Origin of the sequence: Winogradskyella sp. KYW1333 (genome assembly GCF_003335675.1) — a bacterium.
Lineage (GTDB): Bacteria > Bacteroidota > Bacteroidia > Flavobacteriales > Flavobacteriaceae > Winogradskyella.
The window spans coordinates 433,161-458,215 of sequence record NZ_QPHL01000016.1 but is presented as its reverse complement, the minus strand read 5'-3'; the positions used below and the strand labels follow the sequence as shown (position 1 = coordinate 458,215).

General features: G+C 32.4%; 28 protein-coding genes. 16 read left to right on the top strand and 12 right to left on the bottom strand.

What is annotated here, in order from left to right; all coding sequences use genetic code 11:
- The first annotated feature begins 46 nt into the window (after positions 1-46).
- On the top strand, positions 47-709 hold the full coding sequence (locus tag DUZ96_RS09690) for a peptidoglycan-binding protein LysM (protein ID WP_114301731.1): 663 nt from the start codon (positions 47-49) through the stop codon (positions 707-709).
- A 1-nt stretch (position 710) separates the two neighbouring features.
- Here DUZ96_RS09690 and DUZ96_RS09685 read toward each other — a convergent pair whose 3' ends face one another.
- The 4 genes from DUZ96_RS09685 to dnaA form a co-directional block, all read right to left on the bottom strand.
- Positions 711-1,424: an SAM-dependent methyltransferase gene (locus DUZ96_RS09685; protein WP_114301730.1), complete on the bottom strand. Its 714-nt coding sequence runs from the start codon at positions 1,422-1,424 to the stop codon at positions 711-713.
- Positions 1,425-2,822 (bottom strand): PQQ-dependent sugar dehydrogenase, encoded by a 1,398-nt coding sequence (locus DUZ96_RS09680; RefSeq protein WP_114301729.1) that lies wholly within the window; start codon positions 2,820-2,822, stop codon positions 1,425-1,427.
- Positions 2,823-2,893: 71 nt separating this feature from the next.
- On the bottom strand, positions 2,894-3,343 hold the full coding sequence (locus DUZ96_RS09675; RefSeq protein ID WP_114301728.1) for a low molecular weight protein-tyrosine-phosphatase: 450 nt from the start codon (positions 3,341-3,343) through the stop codon (positions 2,894-2,896).
- A 12-nt stretch (positions 3,344-3,355) separates the two neighbouring features.
- Entirely contained in the window at positions 3,356-4,783 is a 1,428-nt protein-coding gene (gene dnaA, locus DUZ96_RS09670) for a chromosomal replication initiator protein DnaA (RefSeq protein WP_114301727.1), read from the bottom strand.
- A 200-nt stretch (positions 4,784-4,983) separates the two neighbouring features.
- Between dnaA and DUZ96_RS09665 the strand changes: the two genes are divergently transcribed.
- Positions 4,984-5,391 carry a thioesterase family protein gene (locus tag DUZ96_RS09665; protein WP_114301726.1) on the top strand — a complete coding sequence of 136 codons (408 nt, stop codon included), beginning with the start codon at positions 4,984-4,986 and terminating at the stop codon, positions 5,389-5,391.
- On the opposite strand, the gene DUZ96_RS09660 is transcribed toward DUZ96_RS09665, so the two are convergent.
- From DUZ96_RS09660 to DUZ96_RS09640, 5 genes are read right to left on the bottom strand one after another with little or no spacing between them, the layout of a single operon-like run.
- Positions 5,386-5,994: a YigZ family protein gene (locus DUZ96_RS09660; protein WP_114301725.1), complete on the bottom strand. Its 609-nt coding sequence runs from the start codon at positions 5,992-5,994 to the stop codon at positions 5,386-5,388. The two genes, DUZ96_RS09665 and DUZ96_RS09660, sit on opposite strands and share 6 nt — an antisense overlap.
- Complete coding sequence (locus DUZ96_RS09655) at positions 5,994-6,845, bottom strand: EamA family transporter (RefSeq protein WP_114301724.1); 852 nt, start codon at positions 6,843-6,845, stop codon at positions 5,994-5,996. The genes DUZ96_RS09660 and DUZ96_RS09655 overlap by 1 nt, the downstream gene beginning before the upstream one ends.
- Positions 6,842-7,453, bottom strand: a complete 612-nt coding sequence (locus DUZ96_RS09650; protein ID WP_114301723.1) for an HAD-IA family hydrolase — start codon at positions 7,451-7,453, stop codon at positions 6,842-6,844. The genes DUZ96_RS09655 and DUZ96_RS09650 overlap by 4 nt, the downstream gene beginning before the upstream one ends.
- Complete coding sequence (ribD, locus tag DUZ96_RS09645) at positions 7,446-8,450, bottom strand: bifunctional diaminohydroxyphosphoribosylaminopyrimidine deaminase/5-amino-6-(5-phosphoribosylamino)uracil reductase RibD (protein ID WP_114301722.1); 1,005 nt, start codon at positions 8,448-8,450, stop codon at positions 7,446-7,448. The genes DUZ96_RS09650 and ribD overlap by 8 nt, the downstream gene beginning before the upstream one ends.
- Positions 8,451-8,909, bottom strand: a complete 459-nt coding sequence (locus DUZ96_RS09640) for an LEA type 2 family protein (RefSeq protein ID WP_114301721.1) — start codon at positions 8,907-8,909, stop codon at positions 8,451-8,453. It lies immediately after the preceding gene.
- 62 nt (positions 8,910-8,971) lie between these two features.
- On the opposite strand from DUZ96_RS09640, the gene DUZ96_RS09635 reads away from it, so the two are divergent.
- The 6 genes from DUZ96_RS09635 (at position 8,972) to DUZ96_RS12940 (ending at position 14,055) form a co-directional block, all read left to right on the top strand.
- Positions 8,972-9,463 carry a GNAT family N-acetyltransferase gene (locus DUZ96_RS09635; RefSeq protein ID WP_114301720.1) on the top strand — a complete coding sequence of 164 codons (492 nt, stop codon included), beginning with the start codon at positions 8,972-8,974 and terminating at the stop codon, positions 9,461-9,463.
- A gap of 2 nt (positions 9,464-9,465) precedes the next feature.
- The gene (prmC, locus tag DUZ96_RS13130) at positions 9,466-10,335 is read left to right on the top strand and encodes a peptide chain release factor N(5)-glutamine methyltransferase (protein WP_258774362.1); all 870 of its coding nucleotides are present in this window, start codon (positions 9,466-9,468) and stop codon (positions 10,333-10,335) included.
- A gap of 1 nt (position 10,336) precedes the next feature.
- Positions 10,337-10,918 (top strand): TIGR00730 family Rossman fold protein, encoded by a 582-nt coding sequence (locus DUZ96_RS13125; protein WP_258774361.1) that lies wholly within the window; start codon positions 10,337-10,339, stop codon positions 10,916-10,918.
- Positions 10,919-10,920: 2 nt separating this feature from the next.
- Positions 10,921-12,915, top strand: coding sequence for an NAD-dependent DNA ligase LigA (gene ligA, locus DUZ96_RS09625; protein WP_114301719.1), 1,995 nt, complete (start codon positions 10,921-10,923; stop codon positions 12,913-12,915).
- A 102-nt stretch (positions 12,916-13,017) separates the two neighbouring features.
- A complete protein-coding gene (locus DUZ96_RS09620; RefSeq protein ID WP_114301718.1) occupies positions 13,018-13,752 on the top strand; it encodes a hypothetical protein in 735 nt (244 codons plus the stop codon).
- Positions 13,753-13,884: 132 nt separating this feature from the next.
- The gene (locus DUZ96_RS12940) at positions 13,885-14,055 is read left to right on the top strand and encodes a hypothetical protein (RefSeq protein ID WP_181855263.1); all 171 of its coding nucleotides are present in this window, start codon (positions 13,885-13,887) and stop codon (positions 14,053-14,055) included.
- 135 nt (positions 14,056-14,190) lie between these two features.
- Here the strand turns inward: DUZ96_RS12940 and DUZ96_RS09610 are convergent, their stop codons facing one another.
- Complete coding sequence (locus DUZ96_RS09610) at positions 14,191-15,105, bottom strand: bifunctional UDP-sugar hydrolase/5'-nucleotidase (protein ID WP_114301769.1); 915 nt, start codon at positions 15,103-15,105, stop codon at positions 14,191-14,193.
- A 3-nt stretch (positions 15,106-15,108) separates the two neighbouring features.
- Positions 15,109-15,870, bottom strand: coding sequence for a 5'-nucleotidase C-terminal domain-containing protein (locus DUZ96_RS09605; RefSeq protein ID WP_114301717.1), 762 nt, complete (start codon positions 15,868-15,870; stop codon positions 15,109-15,111).
- A 70-nt stretch (positions 15,871-15,940) separates the two neighbouring features.
- On the opposite strand from DUZ96_RS09605, the gene DUZ96_RS09600 reads away from it, so the two are divergent.
- The 8 genes from DUZ96_RS09600 to DUZ96_RS09565 all read left to right on the top strand — a co-directional run bounded on the left by DUZ96_RS09600 (position 15,941) and on the right by DUZ96_RS09565 (position 23,326).
- Positions 15,941-16,459, top strand: coding sequence for a DUF6913 domain-containing protein (locus tag DUZ96_RS09600; RefSeq protein ID WP_114301716.1), 519 nt, complete (start codon positions 15,941-15,943; stop codon positions 16,457-16,459).
- Positions 16,459-17,343, top strand: a complete 885-nt coding sequence (gene dapA, locus DUZ96_RS09595) for a 4-hydroxy-tetrahydrodipicolinate synthase (protein WP_114301715.1) — start codon at positions 16,459-16,461, stop codon at positions 17,341-17,343. Before DUZ96_RS09600 ends, dapA begins: the two co-directional genes overlap by 1 nt.
- A 108-nt stretch (positions 17,344-17,451) precedes the next feature.
- On the top strand, positions 17,452-18,252 hold the full coding sequence (locus DUZ96_RS09590) for an outer membrane protein assembly factor BamD (RefSeq protein WP_114301714.1): 801 nt from the start codon (positions 17,452-17,454) through the stop codon (positions 18,250-18,252).
- A gap of 12 nt (positions 18,253-18,264) precedes the next feature.
- Entirely contained in the window at positions 18,265-18,591 is a 327-nt protein-coding gene (locus tag DUZ96_RS09585; protein WP_114301713.1) for a DNA-directed RNA polymerase subunit omega, read from the top strand.
- Between the two features lie 6 nt (positions 18,592-18,597).
- Positions 18,598-19,809 (top strand): bifunctional phosphopantothenoylcysteine decarboxylase/phosphopantothenate--cysteine ligase CoaBC, encoded by a 1,212-nt coding sequence (coaBC, locus tag DUZ96_RS09580; protein ID WP_114301712.1) that lies wholly within the window; start codon positions 18,598-18,600, stop codon positions 19,807-19,809.
- Positions 19,802-20,689 carry a DUF4835 family protein gene (locus DUZ96_RS09575; RefSeq protein ID WP_114301711.1) on the top strand — a complete coding sequence of 296 codons (888 nt, stop codon included), beginning with the start codon at positions 19,802-19,804 and terminating at the stop codon, positions 20,687-20,689. The genes coaBC and DUZ96_RS09575 overlap by 8 nt, the downstream gene beginning before the upstream one ends.
- Positions 20,690-20,801: 112 nt before the next feature.
- Positions 20,802-22,454, top strand: coding sequence for a DNA repair protein RecN (gene recN / locus DUZ96_RS09570; protein ID WP_114301710.1), 1,653 nt, complete (start codon positions 20,802-20,804; stop codon positions 22,452-22,454).
- Positions 22,455-22,507: 53 nt separating this feature from the next.
- Positions 22,508-23,326 carry an enoyl-ACP reductase gene (locus DUZ96_RS09565; RefSeq protein ID WP_114301709.1) on the top strand — a complete coding sequence of 273 codons (819 nt, stop codon included), beginning with the start codon at positions 22,508-22,510 and terminating at the stop codon, positions 23,324-23,326.
- A 12-nt stretch (positions 23,327-23,338) separates the two neighbouring features.
- Here DUZ96_RS09565 and DUZ96_RS09560 read toward each other — a convergent pair whose 3' ends face one another.
- Positions 23,339-24,991, bottom strand: a complete 1,653-nt coding sequence (locus tag DUZ96_RS09560; protein WP_114301708.1) for an aryl-sulfate sulfotransferase — start codon at positions 24,989-24,991, stop codon at positions 23,339-23,341.
- Between the last annotated feature and the right edge of the window lie 64 nt (positions 24,992-25,055).

Here is a 25,055-nt window from a genome sequence, read left to right as displayed (position 1 = left end):
TTTGGTAAAAAGAATTAGGGATGACATTTTACTAATATTTGCTTATATGTTTAAGAATAAAATTAAAAGTATTGTTTTACCATTTTCAATCTGTCTTGTAATAGCATTAGCTTTATACCCAGATTCTAAATTAAATCCTGATAAGTACTCTACTGAGGGATTAGAACTAGACTATAATATTAAAGAAGATATAGCTATTAATTCTCATTTTAATGATATTGAGAATGAGCAAACTATCTTTACACCATTTCTAGGAAAATCATTTGAAGGATTTAAAGAAGCCATAGCATTTAAAGAATCTAGGGGAGATTACTTCACAGTAAACACACTTGGATACTTAGGTAAATATCAGTTTGGCTATGAAACTCTTAAAACCATTGGTATATACAAGCCAAATAGCTTTTTGCACAACCCAGAGCTTCAAGAAAAGGCTTTTGTTGCAAATGCAGAACGTAACAAGTGGATTCTAAGAAACGACATTAAACGTTTTGAGGGTAAACAAATTGCTGGAGTTGAAATCACGGAATCTGGTATTTTGGCTGCAGCTCATTTAGCGGGTCCAGGAAGTGTTAAAAAGTTTTTAAGAAGCTATGGTGGACATAATTTTTCTGATGCATATGGTTCTACCGTTAAGCATTATATGAAAAAGTTTTCAGGTTACGATACTTCAATATTGAAACCAAATAAAACGGCAAAGGCAAAAATTTAATTTAATCCTTTTTAAGTATAAAAATAGCAGGCCTTTTATGAAGGTCTTCTTTTTTGTTTTTCCATTCCTTAGCAGACATTGTTCTAATGTATTCAGTCGGTAGTGTGATATCACAAGCAACACAGATCTTGGTATTTGGTTGCAAAATGGCAATCATATCATCTAACAATTTATTGTTGCGGTAAGGTGTTTCAATGAAAATCTGAGTTTGGTTCTGTTCTGAAGAAATACGCTCAAGAGATTTTAGTTTTGACTTACGTTCTGTTTTATCTATTGGTAGGTATCCATTAAAAGCAAAATTTTGACCATTCATTCCAGAAGCCATTAATGCTAAAGTTATGGAAGATGGTCCCACCAAAGGTACAACCCTAATATTCATCTCATGAGCGAGTCTAACAATATCCGCTCCTGGGTCAGCAATTGCAGGACATCCTGCTTCAGAGAGAAGGCCTACCGATACCCCTACAAGACAGGGGTTTAAAAATGTGTTTCTTTCTTCAATGTTTGTGTATTTATTCAACACTTTTATTTTAAGAGAAGGTTGCGATTTACTTGGTGTTATACGTTTTATGAATCTACGAGCTGTTTTTTCATTCTCTACTATGTAATTGTCAATATATTCAATTGTTTTTTTAATAGAAATAGGTAATACCTCCAATGGAGGATTATCTCCTAATCGAGTAGGTATAAGATATAATTTACCGTAAGTGTCCATTTATTCGAGTATAAGTTTTTGAACAAATTCATTTCCTGTTTCTGTACTACACTTTATTAAATAAAGTCCTGTATTTAAAGTTGAAACGTTAAGATCAAACACGGTTTCAAAGGTGCGTAATTCATTTAATATTTTCTTACCCTGCACATCGAAAATTTCAATGCTAATGTTTTGATTACTCTTTATTCTTGAAAAATCTATTCGGATCAGGTTGGTTGCTGGGTTTGGATAAATAGTTATTTCTGAAAAACTAGACTCTGCAACACTTAAGGAGGTATCGATAAGTTTATAAATATTGCCAGAAGAAATATCAGAGATGTAAAGTTCACCATTTATATCCTCGCCAAAAGCTACCCAATTTCCAGGAAAATCAACAAGTGTCATATCCCAGTTCGCTCCATTTTCAATTAGGTAACCAATTTCGCCACTACAATAATCTGCAAAAAAGTAAAGTCCATTGAAATTTGCATACATATTTCCTCGATATCTATAACCTCCGGTTATAGAGCATTTAAATTGTCCGTTGTTGTGGTTATAATCTGCAACTGGAAAGGTAAGGGTAGAATAAGAAGGGCATCCGTTAGTGTTGTATGTTGCGTTAGCTTCGTAACAACGCCAACCATAATTTAGACCAGCCTCAGTTGAGGTCGCTCTATTAATCTCTTCATATGTATTTTGACCCACATCTGCAATCCAGATATCACCATTTAATTGATCAAACGAAAACTTCCAAGGATTCCTTAAGCCATAAGCCCAAATTTCTTCGCTATTAGTAGTGCTTTCATAAAAAGGATTGTCAATAGGAATTGCATAATTATTTCCGTTGTCAGTATTGTCTATATCAATTCTGAGAATTTTCCCTAATAAGTTAGTTAGATTTTGAGAGTTGTTTTGTGGGTCACCACCGGAACCGCCATCTCCAGATGAAATATATAAATATCCATCTTGTCCAAATGCCATGTCACCACCATTATGGTTAGAAAAAGGTTGAGAATAAGTTAGAATAATTAACTCGGAAGAAGCATCTGCAACTAAAGGATTTGGGCCACTTCTGTTATATCTAGAGATTACTGTATTTCCTGAGTTATTAATGTAATTAAGGTAAAAATAGCCATTACTTGCATAACTAGGGTGAAAAGCTAAACCCAAAAGACCTCTTTCATTCCCGGAGTTTATGACTTTAGAGTCAATATTTAAAAAGGGGGTTACTTCGATAGAACCGTCGGCATTAACAACTTTAATATAACCATCTTGTTCAACAACATATAATTTGTCATCGCCTGCGTGTTTAATATTTACAGGTCTATCAAAGTTTTGAGCAAAAAGTTGTATATCTAATTCTTGAGCTGTCAGTGAGAAGCTAAAAAGTAGGCAAATTGTAGTGGCTAAAATTTTCATACTAACTAATTAGTGGATTAATTCTAAATTACAAAAAAGTAAATTATTTAAATAAAGGGTTAAAATAGCGATTATATCCCTTCTACTATTAAGTCTGCTGTCTCATTGATTAAATTAAAAACACACTCAAAATCACTCATATCTCCGTAATAAGGGTCTGGTACATTTTTATCAAATCTAGATTTATTGGCTACGAGAAATAATTTTACTTTTTTTGAATCGTTTTCATTACGAGATAGCCTTAAAATATCAGCGTAGTTAGATTCATCCATTGCATAGATGTAATCAAATTCATCAAAATCTTTAACTGTAAATGCCCTAGCGCGTTGAGCACTAATGTCAATTCCAGCATTTAATGCCACTTTTATAGATCTTCTATCTGGCTGACTACCTATATGATATGAGGCAGTACCAGCAGAATCCACATAATATTCTTGGCTGTTTAACTTAGATTCTAGTAGGCCATGAGCTAATGGTGATCGACAGATATTGCCTAAGCACACCATTAAAATCCTTGTCATTTTATTATGAAATTAAAGTGATAATTTTTTAGCAAGATCCTCAACATATTTTCTAAATTGCTTATCTGTTGAAGATAAATTATCTACTGTTTTACATGCATGCAATACAGTGGCATGATCTCTTTGACCAATCTGAGAACCTATACTTGCCAATGATGCCTTAGTATATTTCTTAGCGAAGAACATAGCAAGTTGACGTGCTTGTACAATATGACGCTTACGAGTTTTTGATTGTAAAGTGTTTACGTCCATCTGGAAATAATCTGAAACAACTTTTTGTATATAATCTATTGAAACCTCACGTTTTGTATTCTTAACAAATTTCTCAACTATATCTTTTGCAAGATTAATTGTGATTTCTTTTTTATTGAATGAAGACTGTGCAATTAAAGAGATGATTGCACCTTCTAATTCTCTTACATTAGACTTAATATGCTTTGCCACATATTCTACAATTTCATCTGGCATCTCCACACCGTCTCTGTACAACTTATTTTTCAATATTGAAACTCTGGTTTCGAAATCTGGAGATTGCAATTCAGCGGAAAGTCCCCATTTAAAGCGAGATAGCAGTCTTTGTTCAATATCCTGCATATCAACAGGCGCCTTGTCACTAGTTAAGACTACTTGCTTTCCATTTTGATGTAAATGGTTGAATATATGGAAGAAAACATCTTGTGTACCTGTCTTACCAGATAAAAACTGTACATCGTCAATTATTAAAACATCGATAATTTGATAAAAATGAATAAAATCATTTCTGTTGTTCTTTTTAACGGAATCAATATACTGTTGGGTAAATTTTTCAGCAGAAATGTATAGAACTGTTTTCTCTGGGTATTTATCTTTAATGTCAACGCCTATAGCATGTGCAAGATGGGTCTTTCCTAATCCAACACCGCCAAAAATCAATAATGGATTAAATGACGTACCACCAGGTTTATTAGCTACAGCAATACCGGCATTTCTGGCTAACCGATTAGAATCACCTTCTAAAAAATTCTCAAAATTATAACTAGGATTAAGTTGAGACTCAATCTTTACATTTCTAATCCCAGGAATAATAAATGGGTTTTTTAACTCAGGACTTTTATTATCAAAAGGAACATCTACATCTTGAGACTTAACTGCAGTTCTGTTCGAACTTGGAATTTTTTCCGTAAAAGGTTGCTTGTTACCATAGGTGTTTTCCATTTTGATAACATATACAAGTTTTGCATCTTCACCCAATTCTTTAGTGAGTGCTACTTTTAATATTTTAACGTAATGCTCTTCTAGCCACTCGTAGAAAAATTTACTTGGTACTTGAATGCTTAATGCATTTCCAGATAGTTTAACCGCTTTAATGGGCTCAAACCAAGTTTTGTAAGCTTGAGGTTGAATGTTATCTTTAATAAAGTCAAGACAGTTATCCCATACAGACTGAGCGGTTATCTCCATGCTTTGAGTTAAATTAGATTGTTGTTAGTTAGATTAGCAAAAAAAAAGAGAATCAGGTTTCTCTCGTTAATTATATATCGACAAATATGTGAACAAAATTCTTAAAAAAAAAATGAAATTTAATTGAATTTTAAGATTTTTTTTCTCATGTTTAAATTCTGCTTGAAAGTACAAATTTTTTATCAAAACAACGCACTAATGTGATTTTTAATAAAACTGAAATAAGAGTGCGATATGGTGAGACAGACCAGATGGGTGTTGTGTATCATGCAAATTATGCTGTATATTTTGAGGTAGGCAGAACTGAATGGCTTAGGCAGTTTGGCCTTAGCTACAGTAGGATGGAGGCTGAAGGCATTATGCTACCTGTAATTTCATTAAATATAAACTACAAAAATTCAGCACGTTATGACGATGTGCTTAAAGTAAAAACTACACTAAAAAAGATGCCAACAGCATCTATAGAATTCGAATACGAATTAGTGAATCAGAAGGGTGATTTACTGGCTACAGGACAGACAACTTTAGCTTTTATTAACTTGGAACGAAACCGGCCAACGCGTTGCCCAAAATATCTTTTAGATAAACTGCAAAAAAAATCGTTATAATTCACGGATTTCTACACCATAAAAATTTTGAAAAAGCTCAAATATTTTCAAACTGTTACTTTTTCTGACAGATATTTCCAACAAACAATTATTTTCTAAAATTTGATTTGAAATTTCAACTTGATTTTCTTTTAGTATTCGCAATACTTTACTCAGGTTTTTATATTCAAATTTTAGACTAAAATGGTGGTTAATTGTTTTTTCTATAATAATTGCTTTCTTTAATGCTAATTGAGCGCTAGTTCTGTATGCATTAATCAATCCGCTAACACCTAGTTTCACACCGCCATAATATCTAACAACAATCACCAATATATTTGTGACTTCAAAGGATTGTATTTGACCATATATAGGCATTCCGGCCGAATTGTTTGGTTCACCATCATCATTGGCTCTATAAATAACTTTGTCCGTACCTAATTGATAGGCATAGCACCAATGCCTGGCTGAATGATGTTCTTTCTTTGTACTTTCAAGACATTTCTTAATATCAGACTCACTGTTTACTGGATAAGCATAACCGTAAAACTTACTGTTTTTGTCTTTAAATAATTCACCGATGGATTTAATTGATATAGTTTTATAAGTGTCTTTTGTCTCCATTATTTCAATGTTACAATTATTATAGAAACTATTGCTATTATTATCCCTATCCAGTTTTTAAGAGATATCTTTTCTTTAAATAAGATTAGGCCAATTAAGGTTGAAAATGCAACTATGGTAACATTGTTAATAGTAAAAACTGTTGAGGTTTCGTAACCATCTACGCGTAATGCTTTTAAAAGATAATATATTGATGCATAATTTATTGTACCTAAAGCTACTCCAAAAGGTATACTTTTAATCTCAAAGCGACTAGTCTTACGTGCTGATTTGTATATGAGAACAAATAGACCAACGCAAAAGGCAATACCAAAAATAGTAGCAGAAAATAAAGGGATTTTATCGTCTGGAGCAAAATAGTTAACTAAGGTGTCAATAGTGCCCGAGCCAATAAAGAGTAAAATTGGCAGGTATATTGATTGCGTCAACACTATATTGTCCCTTTCCTTAATTGAGGTTAGATATACTGCAATTAATGCCAGAATAATTCCGAAAATCTTTATAAACCTTACGCTTTCATTAAATACGATTATGCCAAATATTATTGGGATTATTACGCTCATTTTACCAGCTACAGAAGCTACTGACAATCCGTTTTTCTGAACGGTTAAAGCCATAACATTAAAAATGGCTATAAATAAAAAACCCAGAAAGATTGCCCTGTAAAACCAAGTTGAATTGGCTATTGTTATTGGGTCAATTTCTGTTTCATACAAATATGACCCAAAAATGCAAGCCGTAAAGTAATTTACCACTATAGCTTGTAGTGTATTTACGTTATATTTCTTAAATGACTTAAATAGAATGAAGATTCCAGTTGAGGATAATATGCTAAGGAATAAATAGATCAAAAGAGCTCTTTTTTAACTTCAAATAGATTTACGATATCTTCTGTGTTTTCATCAATATTCCAAATATGAAATCCCATAGATTCGGCAGTATCAGTATTTTCTTTAGTATCATCAATAAACAAGCACTCATTTGGTTTTAAATAGTTCTTTTTCAAAACATACTCAAAAATTTCTCTATCTGGTTTTCTTATTTCAATTTCATGTGAAAGGTAAAACTCATTGAAACAGTCTTTGAAATCATAAAAAAAACCTAAATGTTGTTCAATGTGATTAATATGTAATTCATTGGTGTTACTTAACAATATTAGGTTGTAATTACTATCAGATGATAGTTTATTTACAAAGTCAAATCTGTGTTTTGGAAAATCTGTTAAAATATAATTCCAGGCATCTATAATATCCTCTTTATTTAAAAACGGAAACTTTGAAAGATAGAAATTGATGAACTGAGGAGTGCTAATTTTACCAGTTTCATAATTAATATTGGTTTGGAGCATATCGTTTTCAAATGATTCAACTTTAAATAAATTCAGTGCATTTTTCATTGCACCTTCTTTATCTAAATTGATAAATACATCACCAAAATCAAATATTAAAGTGTTAATCATTAATGATAATTTTTAAGGTGTCATCTAATATTTTTGATTCTGAAATTTGCTTTCCCTTAATATTTGGAGCATTTATACCGTTACCAAAATTCTTATTACCTATAAACACCCTTGCTTCGTCCCATAAATTTTCATTTATAAAAGCTTGTATGGTTTTTGTGCCACCTTCAATAATGACTGAGTTAATCTGTTGTTTATAAAGATTATCACATATTTGATAGGCAATTGGTTCTCCAAAATTTATTTCTAAACCAGTTAGATTGATAGTTTTAGCTTCATAATTGAAAATTGAATAATTATCGCCTAGGCTTTTACTTTTGTCAGTAACTATTCTAATAGGATTATGACCTGTCCAATCCCTTACTGTTAAGCTTGGATTATCTTCTATTACTGTATTAGTTCCCACCAAAATAGCCTGTTCTTCAGCGCGCCATTTATGAACTAGTTGTCTTGAGTATTTGTTAGTAATCCAAATAGGTTTTTTTTCATCCTTTTTTAAAGGAGCAACAAATTCATCGGTTGTTTGTGCCCATTTTAAAATAATGTATGGGCGTTTTTTATTGTGAAAAGTAAAAAACCTTTTATGATGATTATTACATTCCTTTTCAAGTATGCCTACTATTACATTACATCCAGTAGCTTTTAATTTTGATATTCCTCTTCCTGCTACTTCAGGATTATCATCAACACAACCAATTACAACATTTGGTATTTTATGCCTTATTATCAAATCACTACAAGGAGGAGTTTTGCCATAATGACTACATGGTTCTAAAGTCACATATATAGTGCTTTGGGACAGTTTGCTTTTATCATCAACTGAGTTAATAGCGTTTACCTCTGCATGTGAATCACCAAAAGGGCTTGTATATCCTTCACCTATGATAATATTGTCATGGACAATCACTGCTCCAACCATAGGATTTGGTCTAGCTGTCCCTAAAGCATTCTTGGCAATTTGTAAACACCGTTTTATATAATGTTCGTGGTTGTTCAACTACAATTTAACTTTAATGGTTTGCACATCATCAATTTCATAAGAAGATAAATAACCAAACACTTTATAATTTATTTCACCTTTGTATCTAACCTTTAACTGCTGAGAAATTAAACTACTTATTAAACCGCCTAAACTATTTTTGTCAAGTAGGCTATCAGTTGCAACTGAAACAACAAGAGGTATTGTAAAATCATTTTTTGATGGCACATTAAATTCATCTGAAACTATGGTAGCCACTTCTCTTTCGTTTATATATACTTTTAAGCCATCGGTTTTTAACTTACCACCAACATCATTTGGATTTTTAAACATCGCATCGGCACTTAATGTAATTGCTTTTCCCTTTGCATCAATAATCTTAATTTTATTAAGTCCGATGAATTGTGGCTTTTCAGAGACCTTACAGTTGAAAAGTAGTGTAAAAAATAATAGAATCAGTATACTTCTTTTTGTCATAAAATGAGAATTATGGCTATATTCATACCGAAACAATTTTCAGTATTAAAATTTAAAATTAAGTGCATAAAGATACTATTGTTATTCGAGAAATAGAACCAGATGATGATCCAAAAATAGCACAGGCAATTAGATCGGTTTTAATAGAAATGGGAGTTCCAAAAGTTGGTACAGCTTATGAAGATAAGGCGTTGGATTGCATGACAGAAACATACAATCAGCCAAGAAAAAAATATTTTGTGGTAGTCAAAAGGGGAAAAATTATTGGAGGTGCGGGAATCTCTCCTTTGGATAACTATGTAGGTAACGTATGCGAATTACAGAAAATGTATTTTATGCCAGAGGCGAGAGGTATAGGATTGGGAAGTAAAATGATGGAAAAATGTCTAAATTTCGCAAAACAAGCCGGATTTGATCAATGTTATTTAGAAACTATGCCCTATATGGATGATGCACGTAAATTATATAGGAAAGTTGGATTCCAAAGTATTGATAAACCTATGGGAGATACTGGTCATTATTCCTGTTCTGTTTGGATGCTTAAAGATTTGTAATATTGAAAGCATTAGACCTTAAAGATATTTTCCATCAAAAACTGGATGCTATTTATGGAAAGAATGAAGTTGAAAGTATCTTCTTTTTAAGTTTGAAGCATTACCTCAACATTCCTAGGTTCCAATTAGCTCTAGACCCTAAATTTACATTAACTCAAGACGAAACAAACCTCTTTTTTAAAATTTTAGAAGCTTTAAAGCAACAGAAACCAATTCAATATATATTAGGTGAAACAGAGTTTTTTGGATTGAAATTTTTAGTAAATGAACATGTATTGATACCAAGACAAGAAACCGAGGAGTTGGTCGATTGGATCATTAGGGATAATTCAAAAAATAATGAGATTGCATTAAATATTTTAGATATGGGTACAGGTAGTGGTTGTATTGCAATTACTTTGGCCAAGAATCTTTCAAATTCTAATGTGTATGCTTTAGATATTAGTAATGAAGCGTTAAAGGTGGCAAGAGATAATGCCAAAATTAATGAGGTTGAAATTCAATTTATCCAGACCGATGTATTAAGCAATTCTAATGATAATCATAAATTGGAAAATTCGATATTTGATATTATTGTTTCAAATCCGCCTTATGTTAGAATTTCAGAAAAGGGTGAAATGAAACCAAATGTACTAGATAACGAACCACATTTAGCATTATTTGTAGATGATGATGATCCATTAAAATTTTACAAAGCAATAATGAAATTCGCGAATCAAAAATTAAAAAATGGAGGTCAGTTGTATTTTGAAATTAACCAGTATCTTGGTGAAGAAACTAAGCAACTTTTAATTGATGCGAATTATGATAAAATTGAGTTGTTAGAAGATTTAAGTTCAAACTTAAGAATGTTAAAAGGAATTAAAAAATAATATGATAAGTATATCCGTTTTTTGTGGTAGCAGTGAAGGAAATGATAAAGGAATTATTGATACAGCATATAATTTAGGTGCAACCTTGGCGATAAATAATATTACTTTAGTTTATGGTGCATCAAGAATAGGGATAATGGGTAAGGTAGCACAAGGAGCGATTGATAAAAAGGGAAAGACCATAGGCGTTATTCCTAATTTTCTAAGAACCAAGGAGATTGTAAATAATGAGTTAACGGAACTTATTGTAACACAGAATATGCACGATAGAAAAGTTGTTATGTATGAAAAAAGTGATGGTTTTATGATAATTCCTGGTGGTTTTGGTACGATGGATGAGTTTTTTGAAATTACAACATGGGGACAATTGGGATTGCATACTAAGCCAATAGGTATTCTTAATATAAATGGATACTATGATTCTTTAATTACACAATGTAAAATGATGGTTGAAAGGGGATTTTTGAAACAGGCGAATTTGGAGGCTGTTGTAATTGACCATTCTATTGAAGGGTTATTAGATAAAATGAATAATTATGTACCACTACCAGCACCAAAATGGTTAAATAAAGAAGGATTATAGAAATGAGCATAGAATCTACAATTAATCAATTAAGAGAGGAGCTTCGTCAGCATAATTATAATTATTATATCCTTGATAATCCCACGATAAGTGATTATGAGTTTGATATGAAGTTAAAGGAGCTTCAAGATCTCGAAGAAAAGCACCCAGAATTTTTCGATGCCAATTCACCTACCCAACGAGTGGGTGGTACAATAACTAAAAACTTTAATACAGTTGTTCATGATTTTAGAATGTACTCTTTGGACAACTCCTATTCAAAAGAGGATTTACTAGACTGGGAGACACGTATAAAAAAGCTGGTAGATGGCGATGTACAATATACCTGTGAGTTGAAGTATGATGGTGCTTCAATGAATTTAACATACCAAAACGGTAAATTGCTACGAGCAGTTACAAGAGGTGATGGTGTTCAGGGAGATGAGGTAACGGCCAATGTAAAAACAATTAATACCGTTCCATTGCAATTAAAGGGTAATTTTCCAGATAGATTTGATATTAGAGGAGAAATTGTATTGCCAATTGCTGGGTTTATAAAAATGAATGAAGAACGCATTGCAACTGATGAAGAACCATATAGAAACCCTAGAAATACTGCGTCGGGAAGTTTAAAATTACAAGATAGCGCTGAGGTTGCAAAACGACCATTGGAATGTCTATTATATAGTATAAAAGGAAACAGCCTAAATATAACTACACAATTTGAAGGATTAGAAAAAGCCCGAGAATGGGGATTTAAAGTGCCTAATGAGGCAAAATTGGTAAATTCAATAGACGAAGTTTTTGAATATGTGGCTTATTGGGATGAACACAGACATAATTTACCTTATGAAATAGATGGTGTAGTTGTAAAAGTAAATAGTTTATACCAACAAGATGAACTAGGATTTACAGCTAAAGCACCAAGATGGGCAATGGCATACAAGTTTAAGGCAGAACAAGTTTCTACCACATTAAATGAAATAACCTATCAAGTAGGTAGAACTGGAGCTATCACACCTGTTGCTAATTTGAAACCAGTTCAATTGGCAGGTACCATTGTAAAACGCGCTTCTTTGCATAACGCTGACCAGATTGAAAAATTAAACATTAGAGAAGGAGATGAAGTTTATGTAGAAAAAGGAGGTGAAATTATTCCCAAAATAATCGCGGTAGATTTTACAAAACGACCGTCTGACTCCGAACCAACAAAATATATAACTAATTGTCCTGAGTGCAAAACAGAACTGGTTAGGATAGAGGGTGAGGCCAAACACTATTGCCCAAATTACAATCGTTGCCCTCCTCAGGTTATTGGCCGTATACAGCATTTTATCTCAAGAAAAGCAATGGATATTGAAGGGTTAGGCGGTGAGACAGTAGCACTATTGGTTAATGAAGGATTAATTAAAAACTATTCTGACTTGTATGATTTAACAATCGAACAAGTAATACCATTAGAACGAATGGCTGAAAAAAGTGCTGAAAACCTAATTAATGGTATAGAGGCTTCAAAGCAAATACCTTTTGAACGGGTTTTATTTGCGTTGGGTATTAGATATGTCGGTGAAACTGTAGCTAAGAAATTAGCAAAACATTATAAGTCTATCGATGCTCTAATGTTTGCATCATCATTAGATTTGATTACTGTTGACGAAATAGGTGAGAGGATTGCGGAAAGTGTAGTAGAGTTTTTCAACTCAGAAGATAATAGAGAAATTATTAATAGACTACAAAGTTTTGGAGTTCAATTAGAAATATCTGCAGAAAAATTAGCAAACCAAACGAATAAGCTAAATGGACAATCTTTTGTTGTCTCTGGTGTTTTTGAAACTGTATCGAGGAATGAACTTAAAAAACTTATAGAAGATAATGGAGGCAAGGTGTCTTCTTCTATATCATCTAAAACAAGTTTTGTGGTCGCAGGAGATAAAATGGGTCCGAGTAAACGAACTAAAGCAGAAAATTTAAATATTCCTATCCTTACCGAACAAGCATTTTTAAGGCTTTTGAAATAAATTCTTACAAAAAAATACACATTTTATCGATAAAAAGCATTTTTTTATCGTTTAATTGTAAATAAATTTTATATTTGTTTCGAACCCTATGATCGACAAATAATGTTTTCTAAAATTTTAAAAGTAAAATTACTTATACTCGGTGGTATTTTCATCGTATTACAAGGAATGACCTTTCAGATAGAAGGGGCTGCTGTTAGCGCTATAATACTAATACTTTTAACAGTACTTTATTGTGGTTGGACAGCAAATAAAAGTAGACTTTTTTGCTGGTTTTTAGGTTTATATACTTTAGGCCATATTCTTAGTTATTCTGCTTGGTATGGACCAGATTTGCACAAAGGTGATATAGATTATTTTTATTATATAGCTAACATACTTTTTATATTGGCATATATTTTCTTGATTCTTAAAATATTAATAAAATTAGATTACAGAGCTGTATTTTCTAAGTTGTCAATACCATTATTCATACTAATTGTATTAGATGTTTTTTGTGTTTCTATTGTGACTGAAACTGCACAAGGAGTGCTAGAGTTTTACGAGTACATATTGGAATATATTTATAATACAATTATTATGGTGTTGTTGTCTTTAGCTTTAATAAATTATATGTATAGAAATGACATTAAATCTATGATGTTCTTAATGGGATCTATCTGTATTGCTTTTTCAGAAATAATTCAATTGGCATATTTCTATGTTATGGAAGATAAAATTTTAGGATTTATCTACTCCTTCTTTTTAGTTGTGGCATTTATATTTTTCTATAGACAATCCCAACTTGAATATACTGGCCCGGAAATGGATTACTCGGATAATCATTTGGAAGCCTAATTATTATTTATTAAGGAGATATTCCTTTTTTCAGAAAATGATATTACTGTACTTAAAATAAAGGTTACTAGAGCAGTGTAGAATAAAATTCCACCGTCACCTTTCACATCGATCCCTAATTGTGTTAAATGCATGATTATTGCTCCCGCCATAATATCTATGGCTAATGAAGCACCAAGCCATATTGTTTTTGGGATAAGTAACAAAATACCGGCTATTAACTCTGCAATACCAATACCAATTCTTCCAAAAGGTTTAAGCCTACAGTTTCAAAAATATAAACACTATCAGGATGTACTGTAAACTTAAATCGTAGGGATTGAATTAAAATAATTGCGACTGCAATACGTAAAACCAAAAATATTTTGCTTCACTTCATAATGAATAATGAATGGAATGAAGGTTTAGACGAATAAGCAAATATACCTCACATTAGAACTAGACAATTATTGTAGTTCCTTCTGCCTTTATGTTTTTGCCCTCTTCAAAAAAGAAATCTACCTGCCCTAAATAAAGGCCATATGCACCAACTTGATTAACCAGGACATTTTTACCGGCACTATTTTTTTCAATTGTTGGTTTTGGTAGGAAAGTATGAGTGTGGCCACCAATTATTAAGTCTATATCTTTTGTTGCCTTTGCTAAGTTTAGATCTGATACTTTTTCCGGAAACTTTTTATAGTAATAACCGATGTGGGATAAACAGATTACCAAGTCACAATTCTGTTCCGTTTTAAGGATTCTTGACATGTCTTGGGCAATCCCTACAGGATCATTATATGCTGTTTCCTTGTACATTCTTTTTTCAACTAATCCATCAAGTTTGATTCCCAGTCCAAAAACTCCAATTTTAATTCCATCCCTTATAAATGTTTTGTAAGGCTTCACATGAGTATCCATTATTGTATTTGAAAAATCATAGTTAGCAGATACAAATTCAAAATCGGCATGAGGTAATTGTGCATAAAGCCCATCAATTCCATTATCAAAGTCATGATTTCCAATGGTCGCCAAATCATATTTAAGCATACTCATTAGCTTAAATTCGAGCTCACCTCCATAATAATTGAAATAAGGGGTGCCTTGAAAGATATCACCAGCATCAAACAAAAGTGTGTTTGGGTTTTCTTGCCTAATTGATTCCACTAGAGTAGCACGCCTTGCAACACCACCTTTATTTGCATTTCTGCCATCATTAGGCCCAAAAGGATCTATATGACTATGGACATCGTTTGTGTGCAGAATTGTAATTTTCTTTTGTTTTTTATTATCGAAAGATGACAGACCTAGTCCTCCAAGCCCAAATAATGTAGTTGCTGCAGATGAGTTTTGTATGAATTTCCTTCTATTCATCATTTAATTATTAAGTTGTATAAAACGATTGTCAATTTTAGGGCTTATTGTATCTCTTTTCTTAAAGTAATCTATCAATACATTCCTTATTTTATAGTCAAGTACATATAAGCTATCGTTAGGGTGAAAAAAGGACATTCTATCACCACCATTATATAGATAATCGTTTGTTGCTACGTAATAGGTTCTATCTGCATCAATTGGTTGATTATTTATACTTGCAGAAGTAACCTGAAAATCTTTATCTAATGTAATGTGTACTTGTTTGGACAATGGATGTGCACGTTTAGCCATAGATAAATACTTTAGCATCTCATTAATTTGGGTACCCTTTAGTGAAACTACAACTGTTGAGTTTTCAAAAGGCATTACTTTATAGGCGGTACGTGTTGTAATATTTCCTTTTGGTATAATGGATCTTATGCCGCCATGATTTAAAATCACAAAATCTATATTCTGTCCAGTTTGTTTATTAAATAGAGGATTTGCCTCTTCAAATACTGCATCAGCCATTAAATTACCGATTGCGGTATTGTATTCACCATCTGATTTAGAATAGGTTTGTAGAGCAAAAGAAATCACACTATCTAAATTTTTATTTACATTTTCCCTAAAAGGTTTAACGAATTCTTCAATGGATTTATCCCCATTAATTTCGTTGTTGATTTCGATTCTCTTACCTTTAATTTTAGTCAAATGATAATCTTCAACACACGAAAGGAAGGCTACAGTGAAAAATAAAAGAATTACATGTTTTATAGACATTTAATTTCTTGTAAAGAGTTTATGAAAATATGTGCATGCTTTTGCTAAATTTGCACAAAGCCAAAAATAAATGATTTTAAAGGCATTTAAGACAAAATCAAATCAAAAATATGTTAATTCACTGTTGCAGGCGCATAAGGCAGGGGTAAATAGCAAAAAGATTAAGACGATTGCTGTTTTATTTAATGTAGATGAATTTAGTGATTTTGAATCGTTTAGGGCCTATTTTAAAGAACTCAATCTTACATCGCCAAAACATAAAATTGTAGCATTTACAGATGATGATAAGTTTGAAGTTAGTCAGTGGGAATCTTATTTCAGTCCGAAAGATTTTGGATGGAAAGGAAAAATAAACAATGTTGATTTACAATCTTTTATTGATGAAGATTACGATGTTCTTATTAGTTATTATAAATCGGATAATGTATTGCTTAATCTTATTACCGCCGCTTCAAAAGCAAATTTAAAGGTTGGATTGGCTCGTACAGATGAGCGTCTGTATGATTTAATAATTGATGTTAACCCAAAAAATTTTGAAATATTCGCAATAGAATTTAGAAAATATTTAAACATTTTAAAAAAAATATAATGACCCAATTTATTGGTACAGGTGTTGCACTTATTACACCTTTTAAAGAAGATTTAAGCATTGATTTTGATGCTTTAGAACGCTTAGTTGAGTACAATATTAAAAATGGTGTGGAATATTTAGTGATAAGCGGAACCACAGGAGAAAGTGTTACCATTACTACTGATGAAAAGAAAAATTTAATTGAATTTATTGCAAGCGTCAATAAAGGTCGCTTACCTCTTGTATTAGGAATAGGAGGTAACAATACTTCTTCAATTATTAGTGAGATACAAGGAACAGACTTATCCAGTATAGATGCAATTTTATCTGTCTCACCATATTATAGTAAGCCTACTCAAGAAGGTATATATCAACACTTCAAGGCAATCTCTCAAGTATCTCCTTTGCCTATAATTTTGTATAATGTTCCAGGAAGAACATCAAAGAATATTGAGCCAGAGACAACTATTAGGCTTGCAAATGATTTTGAGAATATTATAGGTGTAAAAGAGGCGGGCAATAATGTTCACCAGTATTTGGAATTGCTAAGAACAAAGCCTGATGATTTTCTAGTAATATCTGGTGATGATGATTTAGCTCTAGGTGTGGCCTTGGCTGGCGGATCTGGTGTGATTTCAGTTATAGGGCAAGGTTTACCTAATGAGTTTTCGGATATGATTCGATTAGGGATTGCTGGCAAAGCAAAACAGGCCTATGATATTCACTTTAAGCTTATGCCAATAACCTCAATGATTTTTGCCGAAAACAATCCTGCAGGTATAAAGGCAGTATTAAATGGCCTCGGAATTTCCAAAATGCACGTACGTTTACCACTTGTTGAGGCTACATTATCGTTACAAAAACTCATTAATGGCGAGTTAAAGAAATTAGGTAAAAGTTAAACTTAATTTAAAATAAATTGAGCGCTCTCTGCATGCGCTATTTTAGCATATAATTTTTGTTTTCAAAATCCGTTATTTATGTGTACTTTTGCGACCTGTTTAAAATTTATGAAAAGAGCAATCTACATACTATTAATAGCTACTTTATTCACCTCTTGCAGTGATTTTCAGAAGATGCTAAAGTCTGAAAGTACTTCCGAAAAATTTAAGTTCGCAACTGATCTATACGAAGAAGGTAAATATGCAAAGGCTTTTAGATTGTTTGAACAAATACTTCCGGCATATAGAGGAAAGCCACAAGCAGAGAAACTTACCTTTATGCATGCTAACTGCTCTTATCAGCTGAAGGATTATTACATCTCAAGTTATCACTTTGATAAATTTGTGGATATCTACCCTAGTAGTGAGAAAGCAGAAGAAGCAGCTTTTTTGGCAGCCAAGGGATATTATCATAACTCTCCCGTTTATACTAAGGAACAAAAAGAAACCGTAGAAGCTATAGAGAAGCTTCAATTGTTTATTAATCTATATCCTAAATCTAGTTATGTAGCTGATGCTAATAAGTTAATTAATGAACTAGATTTTAAATTAGAAAAAAAGGCATACGAAATTGCCAAGCAATATAATCTCATTTCGGATTATAAAGCTTCTATCAAGTCATTTAATAATTTTTTACTTGAGTTTCCAGGAACATCATTAAGAGAAAAAGCAATGTTCTATAGATTTGACTCAGCATACAAATTAGCCTCATTGAGTATTAATAGATTAAAGGATACTAGAACAAAAGACGCAATAGGATATTTTAATTCTCTTAACAAAGCGTTTCCAGGATCAAAATTTTTGGATGAAGCGTCTCGAATGAAAGAAGAATTATTAAACGGAAATATTACAGAAATCACGAAAAGTTAATCATTTATAAAGATGGATTTAAAAAAGACAGATGCACCAGTAACCACAGTTACTTACAATAGAAATGTAGTAGATGCTCCAACAAACAATATCTACGAAGCTATATCGGTAATTGCAAAACGTGCAGAACAAATTAACACAGACATTAGACGTGAGTTAATTGATAAGTTGGAGGAGTTTGCAACTTATAATGATAGTCTAGAGGAAATTTTTGAGAACAAAGAGCAAATAGAAGTTTCTAAGTTTTACGAAAAGTTACCAAAGCCACATGCGTTAGCAGTAAAGGAGTGGTTAGATGATAAAATATATCACAGAAATACTGAGGATTCTCAGCAATAATCTTCAATGTCTATTTTAAAGGACAAAAACATTTTATTAGGTATTACCGCTGGTATTGCCGCATATAAATCGGCTAGTTTAGTCCGATTATTTATAAAAGCAGGTGCTAACATCAAAGTTGTTATGACACCTGCTTCTAAGGATTTTATCACACCTCTCACACTTTCTACTTTATCGAAAAACCCTGTGTATTCTTCATTTGTAGATGAAGAAGATGATAATCAGGTATGGAATAACCATGTTGATTTAGGCCTCTGGGCAGATCTATTTGTAATTGCTCCTGCAACAGCAAATACACTGGCAAAAATGGCAAATGGTGTTTGTGATAATATTCTATTAGCTACTTATCTTTCTGCAAAATGCCCAGTTTATTTTGCACCAGCAATGGATTTAGATATGTATAAGCACCAGTCCACTAAAAACTCTTTTGAAAAGCTTTCGTCATTTGGTAACAAAATGATTCCAGCAGGAACAGGAGAGCTTGCAAGTGGTTTGGTAGGTGAAGGTAGAATGGCTGAGCCAAAAGATATAGTTGATTTTATTACTAATGATATATTGGATCAACTACCTTTAAATGGCAAGAGTGTTCTCATTACGGCCGGACCAACTTATGAGGCTTTAGATCCGGTTAGATTTATTGGAAATCACTCTAGCGGTAAAATGGGATTTGAAATAGCAAAGTCTGCAGCTAATCTAGGCGCCAAAGTTACTTTAGTTTCAGGTCCAACGCATCAGAATATTGACCATAACCATGTAATACTTAAACCAGTGGTGAGTGCACAAGAAATGTATAATGAAGTCCATAAACATTTTAAGGATTCTGATATTGCGATACTATCCGCTGCTGTTGCCGATTATAGACCAAAAAAAGTTGCTGACAAAAAAATAAAAAAGAAGGATTCTACGTTTACCATAGAGTTGGAAAAAACCAAGGATATTTTAAGATCTCTAGGTGAAGCTAAATCTAATCAGTTTTTAGTTGGCTTCGCACTCGAAACTAATGATGAATTAGCAAACGCAAAGGGAAAATTAAGGTCTAAAAATCTTGATTTAATAGTTTTAAATTCATTAAAAGATGAAGGTGCAGGTTTTGGGGTATCCACAAATAAAGTTACATTTATAACGTCATCTGATGAGGTTATTGAACACGAGCTTAAATCTAAGGCTGAGGTAGCTCAAGATTTAATTCAACAAATACTGAAACAACTACATGCGTAAACTTGCAATTTTATTTACTCTATTATATTCTTTAGGTGTTTTGGCACAAGAACTAAATTGTACCGTTACCGTTATTGCCCAACAAACTGGTAATGATAATAATGTGGTGTTTCGAAATCTTGAAAAGCAACTAAACGAATTTATTAGTAATACACAATGGACTGATAAGAATTATAGTCAGCAAGAACGTATAGATTGCAATATGGTCATCAATGTACAGGAATACAATAACGATCTTTTTGCAGCTACGTTACAGGTATCTTCATCAAGACCAGTTTATAATTCAACTTATAACACGCCAGTATATAATTATAACGACAAGAGTTTCAATTTCCGGTATTTAGAATTTCAAAATTTGGTTTACAATCCAATACAATTTGAATCTAATTTAATATCCGTATTGGCTTTTCACGTGCATATGATATTGGGTATGGACGCTGATACATTTGAGTTAAATGGCGGTAGTGAATACTTTAAACAGGCTCAAATAATTGCTAACTATTCTCAACAACTGAATGGTCAAGGCTGGAAATTAGAAGACGGTTTGCAATCAAGATTTGCATTGATTGATAACCTAATGTCACCAACATTTAAGGAGTTTAGGACAACCATGTATGAGTATCATATCAATGGGTTGGACTTAATGCATGAGGATACTAAAAAAGGGAAAACTAAGCTTACTTCGGTTTTAGAAGAATTACAGAAAATTCATAGAAGACGTCCTAATTCATTCTTAATGCGTGTATTCTTTGATGCTAAGTCAGACGAAATAATGGATATTTTATCTGGTGGACCTAGCGTAAACATTACCGACAGTATGGATATCTTAAATAGAATAGCACCTACATATTCTCAAAAATGGCGTAATATAAAATTCTAAAGGCTATTGGCGATCAGAATAATTTGCCCCTATAAATACTGCATAAATTTTTTAGCAATCGCCTTAATATAAAAATCGAAACTATTAATTTTGTTATTATAAATAGTAGATTTTGTTATCATCATTACATATCCGAAATTTTGCGCTCATTGATGAGCTTAATGTCAACTTTAATAATGGCTTTACCATTATTACTGGTGAAACAGGAGCAGGTAAGTCTATATTGTTAGGTGGTTTAAGCCTAGTGCTTGGCAAACGTGCAGATTTAAGCCAGATAAAAAACAAGGATGAAAAGTGTGTAATTGAGGCAATTTTTGATATTGCAAAGTACAATCTGAAAGGTCTTTTTAACACCTTAGATTTAGACTTTGATGTCCAAACAATTATTAGGAGAGAGATTTTGCCTTCAGGTAAATCTAGGGCTTTTATAAATGACACGCCAGTAACATTAGATAGTTTAGTTGCACTTAGTGAGCATCTTATTGATATTCACTCGCAACATCAAACGCAGCAGTTAACGGAAGACGCCTATCAATTTCAGGTAATTGATGCTTTGGCAGGAAATAAAAATGTATTGACTGAATATTCTTCAGAATTAAGGACGTATAAATCACTAAATAAGGAATTAGAAGATTTAAGATTGTCAAAATCAGAATTTATTAAAGAGTACGATTATAATTTATTCTTGTTGAAGGAGCTATCTGAGATAGATCTTGATAATTTAGATCTTGAAGATTTAGAATCTCAATTTGAAGCATTAAATAATGTTGAAGACATAAGTGAGAGATTAGGAAATGCACGTTCAATAATCAGTGCTGAAAATTTAGGGCTGACAGACCAATTAAATAATGTAAAACAAGAGCTTTCAAGAATTTCTGGTTTTGGGAAAAATTATAGTGAACTTTTTGATAGAGTGACGAGCTTGGGTATAGAATTAGAAGATATACTGTCTGAATTAGAAAATCTCCATGAAAATCTATCTACAGATCCTCAAGAATTAGAGCAAATCAATTCAAAGCTTCAAATTGTTAATACTCTTTTTCATAAGCATTCGGTCTCCGAAATATCAGAATTAATTGAAATTAAAGATCAATTGCAATTAAAAGTTGATAATACCGAAAACTTAGATGACGCAATTTCAGAAAAAGAAGAAGAAATTTCAAGATTAAAATCTAAGTTAGATGACCTTGCTTTAAAAATTAATAAAGAACGAAATATTGCAATACCAGTTTTAGTATCGAAATTGGAAAAAATATTGATGGATTTAGGAATGCCAAATGCAAAATTCAAAGTAGAGGTTTCAACAACGGACAATTACTATGTTAACGGTAAAGATGACTTGCGATTTCTTTTTATGGCAAATAAAGGCTCAAATTTTAATACTCTAAAAAAATCTGCTTCGGGAGGAGAGATGTCTCGAATAATGTTGGCGATTAAATCAATTCTTACCGAATATATACAATTGCCATCTATTATGTTCGATGAAATTGACACAGGAGTATCTGGTGAAATTTCAAACAAAATGGGTAGTATTATGAAGCAAATGAGCAAAACTATGCAGGTTTTTGCTATAACTCATCTACCGCAAATCGCAGCCAAAGGCAATACACACTTCAAGGTATACAAGCAGGATAAGGAAAATATAACTCGTACCAATTTAAAACGATTAAATGAAGAGGATAGAGTTGTTGAAATTGCGCAAATGTTGGGAGGATTAACTATTTCTGAGTCAGCCATTTTACACGCCAAACAATTATTGAATTAATACTATATTTACAGCTTAATTTAAAGATAACTAACTAATTAAAATATTACCATATGTATAACTTACTAAAGGGAAAAAAAGGAATCATTTTTGGGGCATTAGATGAAAACTCAATAGCATGGAAAACGGCAGAGCGTGTTCATGAAGAAGGTGGTGAATTTGTATTGACAAACGCGCCAGTTGCTATGCGAATGGGCCAGATAAATGCACTTGCTGAAAAAACAGGTTCTCAAGTAATACCTGCTGATGCTACCTCAGAAGAAGATTTACAAAATTTGGTTGATAAATCAATGGAAATCTTAGGAGGAAAACTAGATTTTGTGCTACACTCCATAGGGATGTCTATTAACGTAAGAAAGGGTAGGGCTTATACAGACCAAAAATATGATTGGACACAAAAAGGAACCGATGTATCAGCAATGTCTTTTCATAAAACTATGCAAACCTTATATAAAGCTGATGCTATGAATGAATGGGGAAGTATCGTGGCATTAACTTATATGGCAGCACAACGTGTTTTCCCAGATTATAATGATATGGCAGATAATAAGGCCTATTTAGAAAGTATAGCACGTAGTTTTGGATACTTCTTTGGTAGAGATAAAAATGTACGAGTAAATACTATTTCACAATCACCTACACCAACAACAGCTGGTAGCGGTGTAAAAGGGTTTGATGGGTTTTTGGCTTATGCAGATAAGATGTCACCATTGGGTAATGCCACAGCTATGGATTGTGCTAATTACACAATTACTTTATTCAGTGATTTAACAAGACGAGTAACTCTACAAAACCTATATAATGATGGAGGTTTTAGTAATATGGGTGTAAGTGATGCGGTTATGGATGTGTTTATTGAGAATAAAGACTAGTCAAAACTTTGTTTATTTCTTTAATATTTTTGCAAATTGAATTTTATTATTTGATTTGACTTGTATTATATACATTCCAGTTGGTAAAGAAGAAATACTAAATTCTTTACTGCTTAGATTTCCCATCACCAACTGACCAGAAATATTAAATAGGTTTATTTCATTAATCTCTTCACCTGTATTTTGAATAATTTTAATTATGTCAGATGCAGGATTAGGGTAAATGGTAAAACTACGGTCCTCAAAACTTGTAGTACCCAAAAGTTGATTGCAAGGAGTAAGGTCAGGATTTAGTTCGATAGGATCTAATGGTGTCAAATTCCTGTTGGTAAAAGCCTCGTAGTCAAGACTATACTTTATAGCACGAAATGTTAAATTTTGGGTAGGATTATTACCTTGTGCACTGATAGAACCGTCATTTGAATTAACAGGTATTATATAATCCCAGACAACATCATTTAAAGAGTTCAGTTCAAAAAAATGTCCTTCACGTCCCTCGCAAACCAATATATTTCCATTAGGTAATTGTTGTGCATTACTCACGATTGCTGAGAAAAACTCAGAATCTTCCAAAGGTGCACTATCTGGATACGAAAAATAGCTGGTTACAGGACCGAATGAGGAACCTGAGTTGTAGATATAATTACCTGGGCTTGTAATAGGTGGGTCAATCATTAAAATATTAGAATAAACAGGAGTTCTACCTATTCCGTTATTAAATATCATAATTTTACCTTCATTAGGTAATCCCTCTGGAATAATATAAGGCATGTGCTGTCCAAATAGTTGTCTATTAGCTTGGGTACCTTGTCTGTATGCTAATGGATTTCCCCAACGATATAAAAAATCTCCTCCAAATCCATACAAACCGCCAGAATCGCCCGTTGCTTCAATTGTAGTAGTAGAATGATCTATAATCCAAATTTCACTTAATCGCCTAGAACTAATAACAATTTGGTCCCTTGTTTCATCGTACTGAATTGAGTTTATGTGCAACCAATTATTGCCATCATCCCAATCATTTAAAAAGTTAACATCTAATTTCCTGGGATTTTCAGCTATTATGCCATAATTATCTTTTGTTTCATCAATATCTTGAATTAAATGGTCTTTAACATTCCATTCCCAAACAACATTCCCTTGATTAGTGCCAATAGGCTCTAGTTCAATAATTTGTTCGTTATATAACTCGTTTTCAGTCAATTTATTAGGGTCTCGACCTGCGTCAATGGCCTCTTGATAAGTCATTATTGTAGCAGCTAGTATGAGCATATTTCCATTGGGTAATGGATGTACATCATGATGTTGTCTGTAATTGGAGTCGCTGTAATCAAAACTCCAAATAATATCACCTTCCCAATTGAATAATTCAATGATACCACCATGACCACCAATTAATATTTCATTTTCTCCATCATCTAAATAACCTGCCCTTAATAAATTTCCGTTAGGTAATAAATAAACTGAACTACCTGGAAGATAATTGCTGGTCCACTCATTTATTACTTGACCACAATTATTTATAAGATATACTTTTTTATGTATTGTAAACAAGGTATAACCATGAGCGACATCATTTGAAATTTCAATTGTACCAACTGTATTTTGACCAAATATGTAATAGATGGAAAATAATAGTGCTAAAATCGTAGTCCATTTTCTCATTTAAATGCTAATGGTTTTATTAATTTATTCTGAACTATGAAAATAATTAATTTATTTTAAATAC

What these genes read in the sequence shown, in the direction of transcription:
- DUZ96_RS09620 (WP_114301718.1), top strand. Translation starts at nt 13,018, where the DNA reads ATGTTTTCTAAAATTTTAAAAGTAAAATTACTTATACTCGGTGGTATT.
- DUZ96_RS09675 (WP_114301728.1), bottom strand. Translation starts at nt 3,343, where the DNA reads ATGACAAGGATTTTAATGGTGTGCTTAGGCAATATCTGTCGATCACCA.
- DUZ96_RS09685 (WP_114301730.1), bottom strand. Translation starts at nt 1,424, where the DNA reads ATGGACACTTACGGTAAATTATATCTTATACCTACTCGATTAGGAGAT.
- DUZ96_RS09610 (WP_114301769.1), bottom strand. Translation starts at nt 15,105, where the DNA reads ATGAATAGAAGGAAATTCATACAAAACTCATCTGCAGCAACTACATTA.
- DUZ96_RS09590 (WP_114301714.1), top strand. Translation starts at nt 17,452, where the DNA reads ATGAAAAGAGCAATCTACATACTATTAATAGCTACTTTATTCACCTCT.
- DUZ96_RS09600 (WP_114301716.1), top strand. Translation starts at nt 15,941, where the DNA reads ATGATTTTAAAGGCATTTAAGACAAAATCAAATCAAAAATATGTTAAT.
- ligA (WP_114301719.1), top strand. Translation starts at nt 10,921, where the DNA reads ATGAGCATAGAATCTACAATTAATCAATTAAGAGAGGAGCTTCGTCAG.
- dapA (WP_114301715.1), top strand. Translation starts at nt 16,459, where the DNA reads ATGACCCAATTTATTGGTACAGGTGTTGCACTTATTACACCTTTTAAA.
- DUZ96_RS13125 (WP_258774361.1), top strand. Translation starts at nt 10,337, where the DNA reads ATGATAAGTATATCCGTTTTTTGTGGTAGCAGTGAAGGAAATGATAAA.
- DUZ96_RS09650 (WP_114301723.1), bottom strand. Translation starts at nt 7,453, where the DNA reads ATGATTAACACTTTAATATTTGATTTTGGTGATGTATTTATCAATTTA.
- DUZ96_RS09565 (WP_114301709.1), top strand. Translation starts at nt 22,508, where the DNA reads ATGTATAACTTACTAAAGGGAAAAAAAGGAATCATTTTTGGGGCATTA.
- coaBC (WP_114301712.1), top strand. Translation starts at nt 18,598, where the DNA reads ATGTCTATTTTAAAGGACAAAAACATTTTATTAGGTATTACCGCTGGT.
- dnaA (WP_114301727.1), bottom strand. Translation starts at nt 4,783, where the DNA reads ATGGAGATAACCGCTCAGTCTGTATGGGATAACTGTCTTGACTTTATT.
- DUZ96_RS09660 (WP_114301725.1), bottom strand. Translation starts at nt 5,994, where the DNA reads ATGGAGACAAAAGACACTTATAAAACTATATCAATTAAATCCATCGGT.
- DUZ96_RS09680 (WP_114301729.1), bottom strand. Translation starts at nt 2,822, where the DNA reads ATGAAAATTTTAGCCACTACAATTTGCCTACTTTTTAGCTTCTCACTG.
- DUZ96_RS09690 (WP_114301731.1), top strand. Translation starts at nt 47, where the DNA reads ATGTTTAAGAATAAAATTAAAAGTATTGTTTTACCATTTTCAATCTGT.
- DUZ96_RS09640 (WP_114301721.1), bottom strand. Translation starts at nt 8,909, where the DNA reads ATGACAAAAAGAAGTATACTGATTCTATTATTTTTTACACTACTTTTC.
- DUZ96_RS09585 (WP_114301713.1), top strand. Translation starts at nt 18,265, where the DNA reads ATGGATTTAAAAAAGACAGATGCACCAGTAACCACAGTTACTTACAAT.
- DUZ96_RS09605 (WP_114301717.1), bottom strand. Translation starts at nt 15,870, where the DNA reads ATGTCTATAAAACATGTAATTCTTTTATTTTTCACTGTAGCCTTCCTT.
- DUZ96_RS09575 (WP_114301711.1), top strand. Translation starts at nt 19,802, where the DNA reads ATGCGTAAACTTGCAATTTTATTTACTCTATTATATTCTTTAGGTGTT.
- DUZ96_RS09560 (WP_114301708.1), bottom strand. Translation starts at nt 24,991, where the DNA reads ATGAGAAAATGGACTACGATTTTAGCACTATTATTTTCCATCTATTAC.
- DUZ96_RS12940 (WP_181855263.1), top strand. Translation starts at nt 13,885, where the DNA reads ATGATTATTGCTCCCGCCATAATATCTATGGCTAATGAAGCACCAAGC.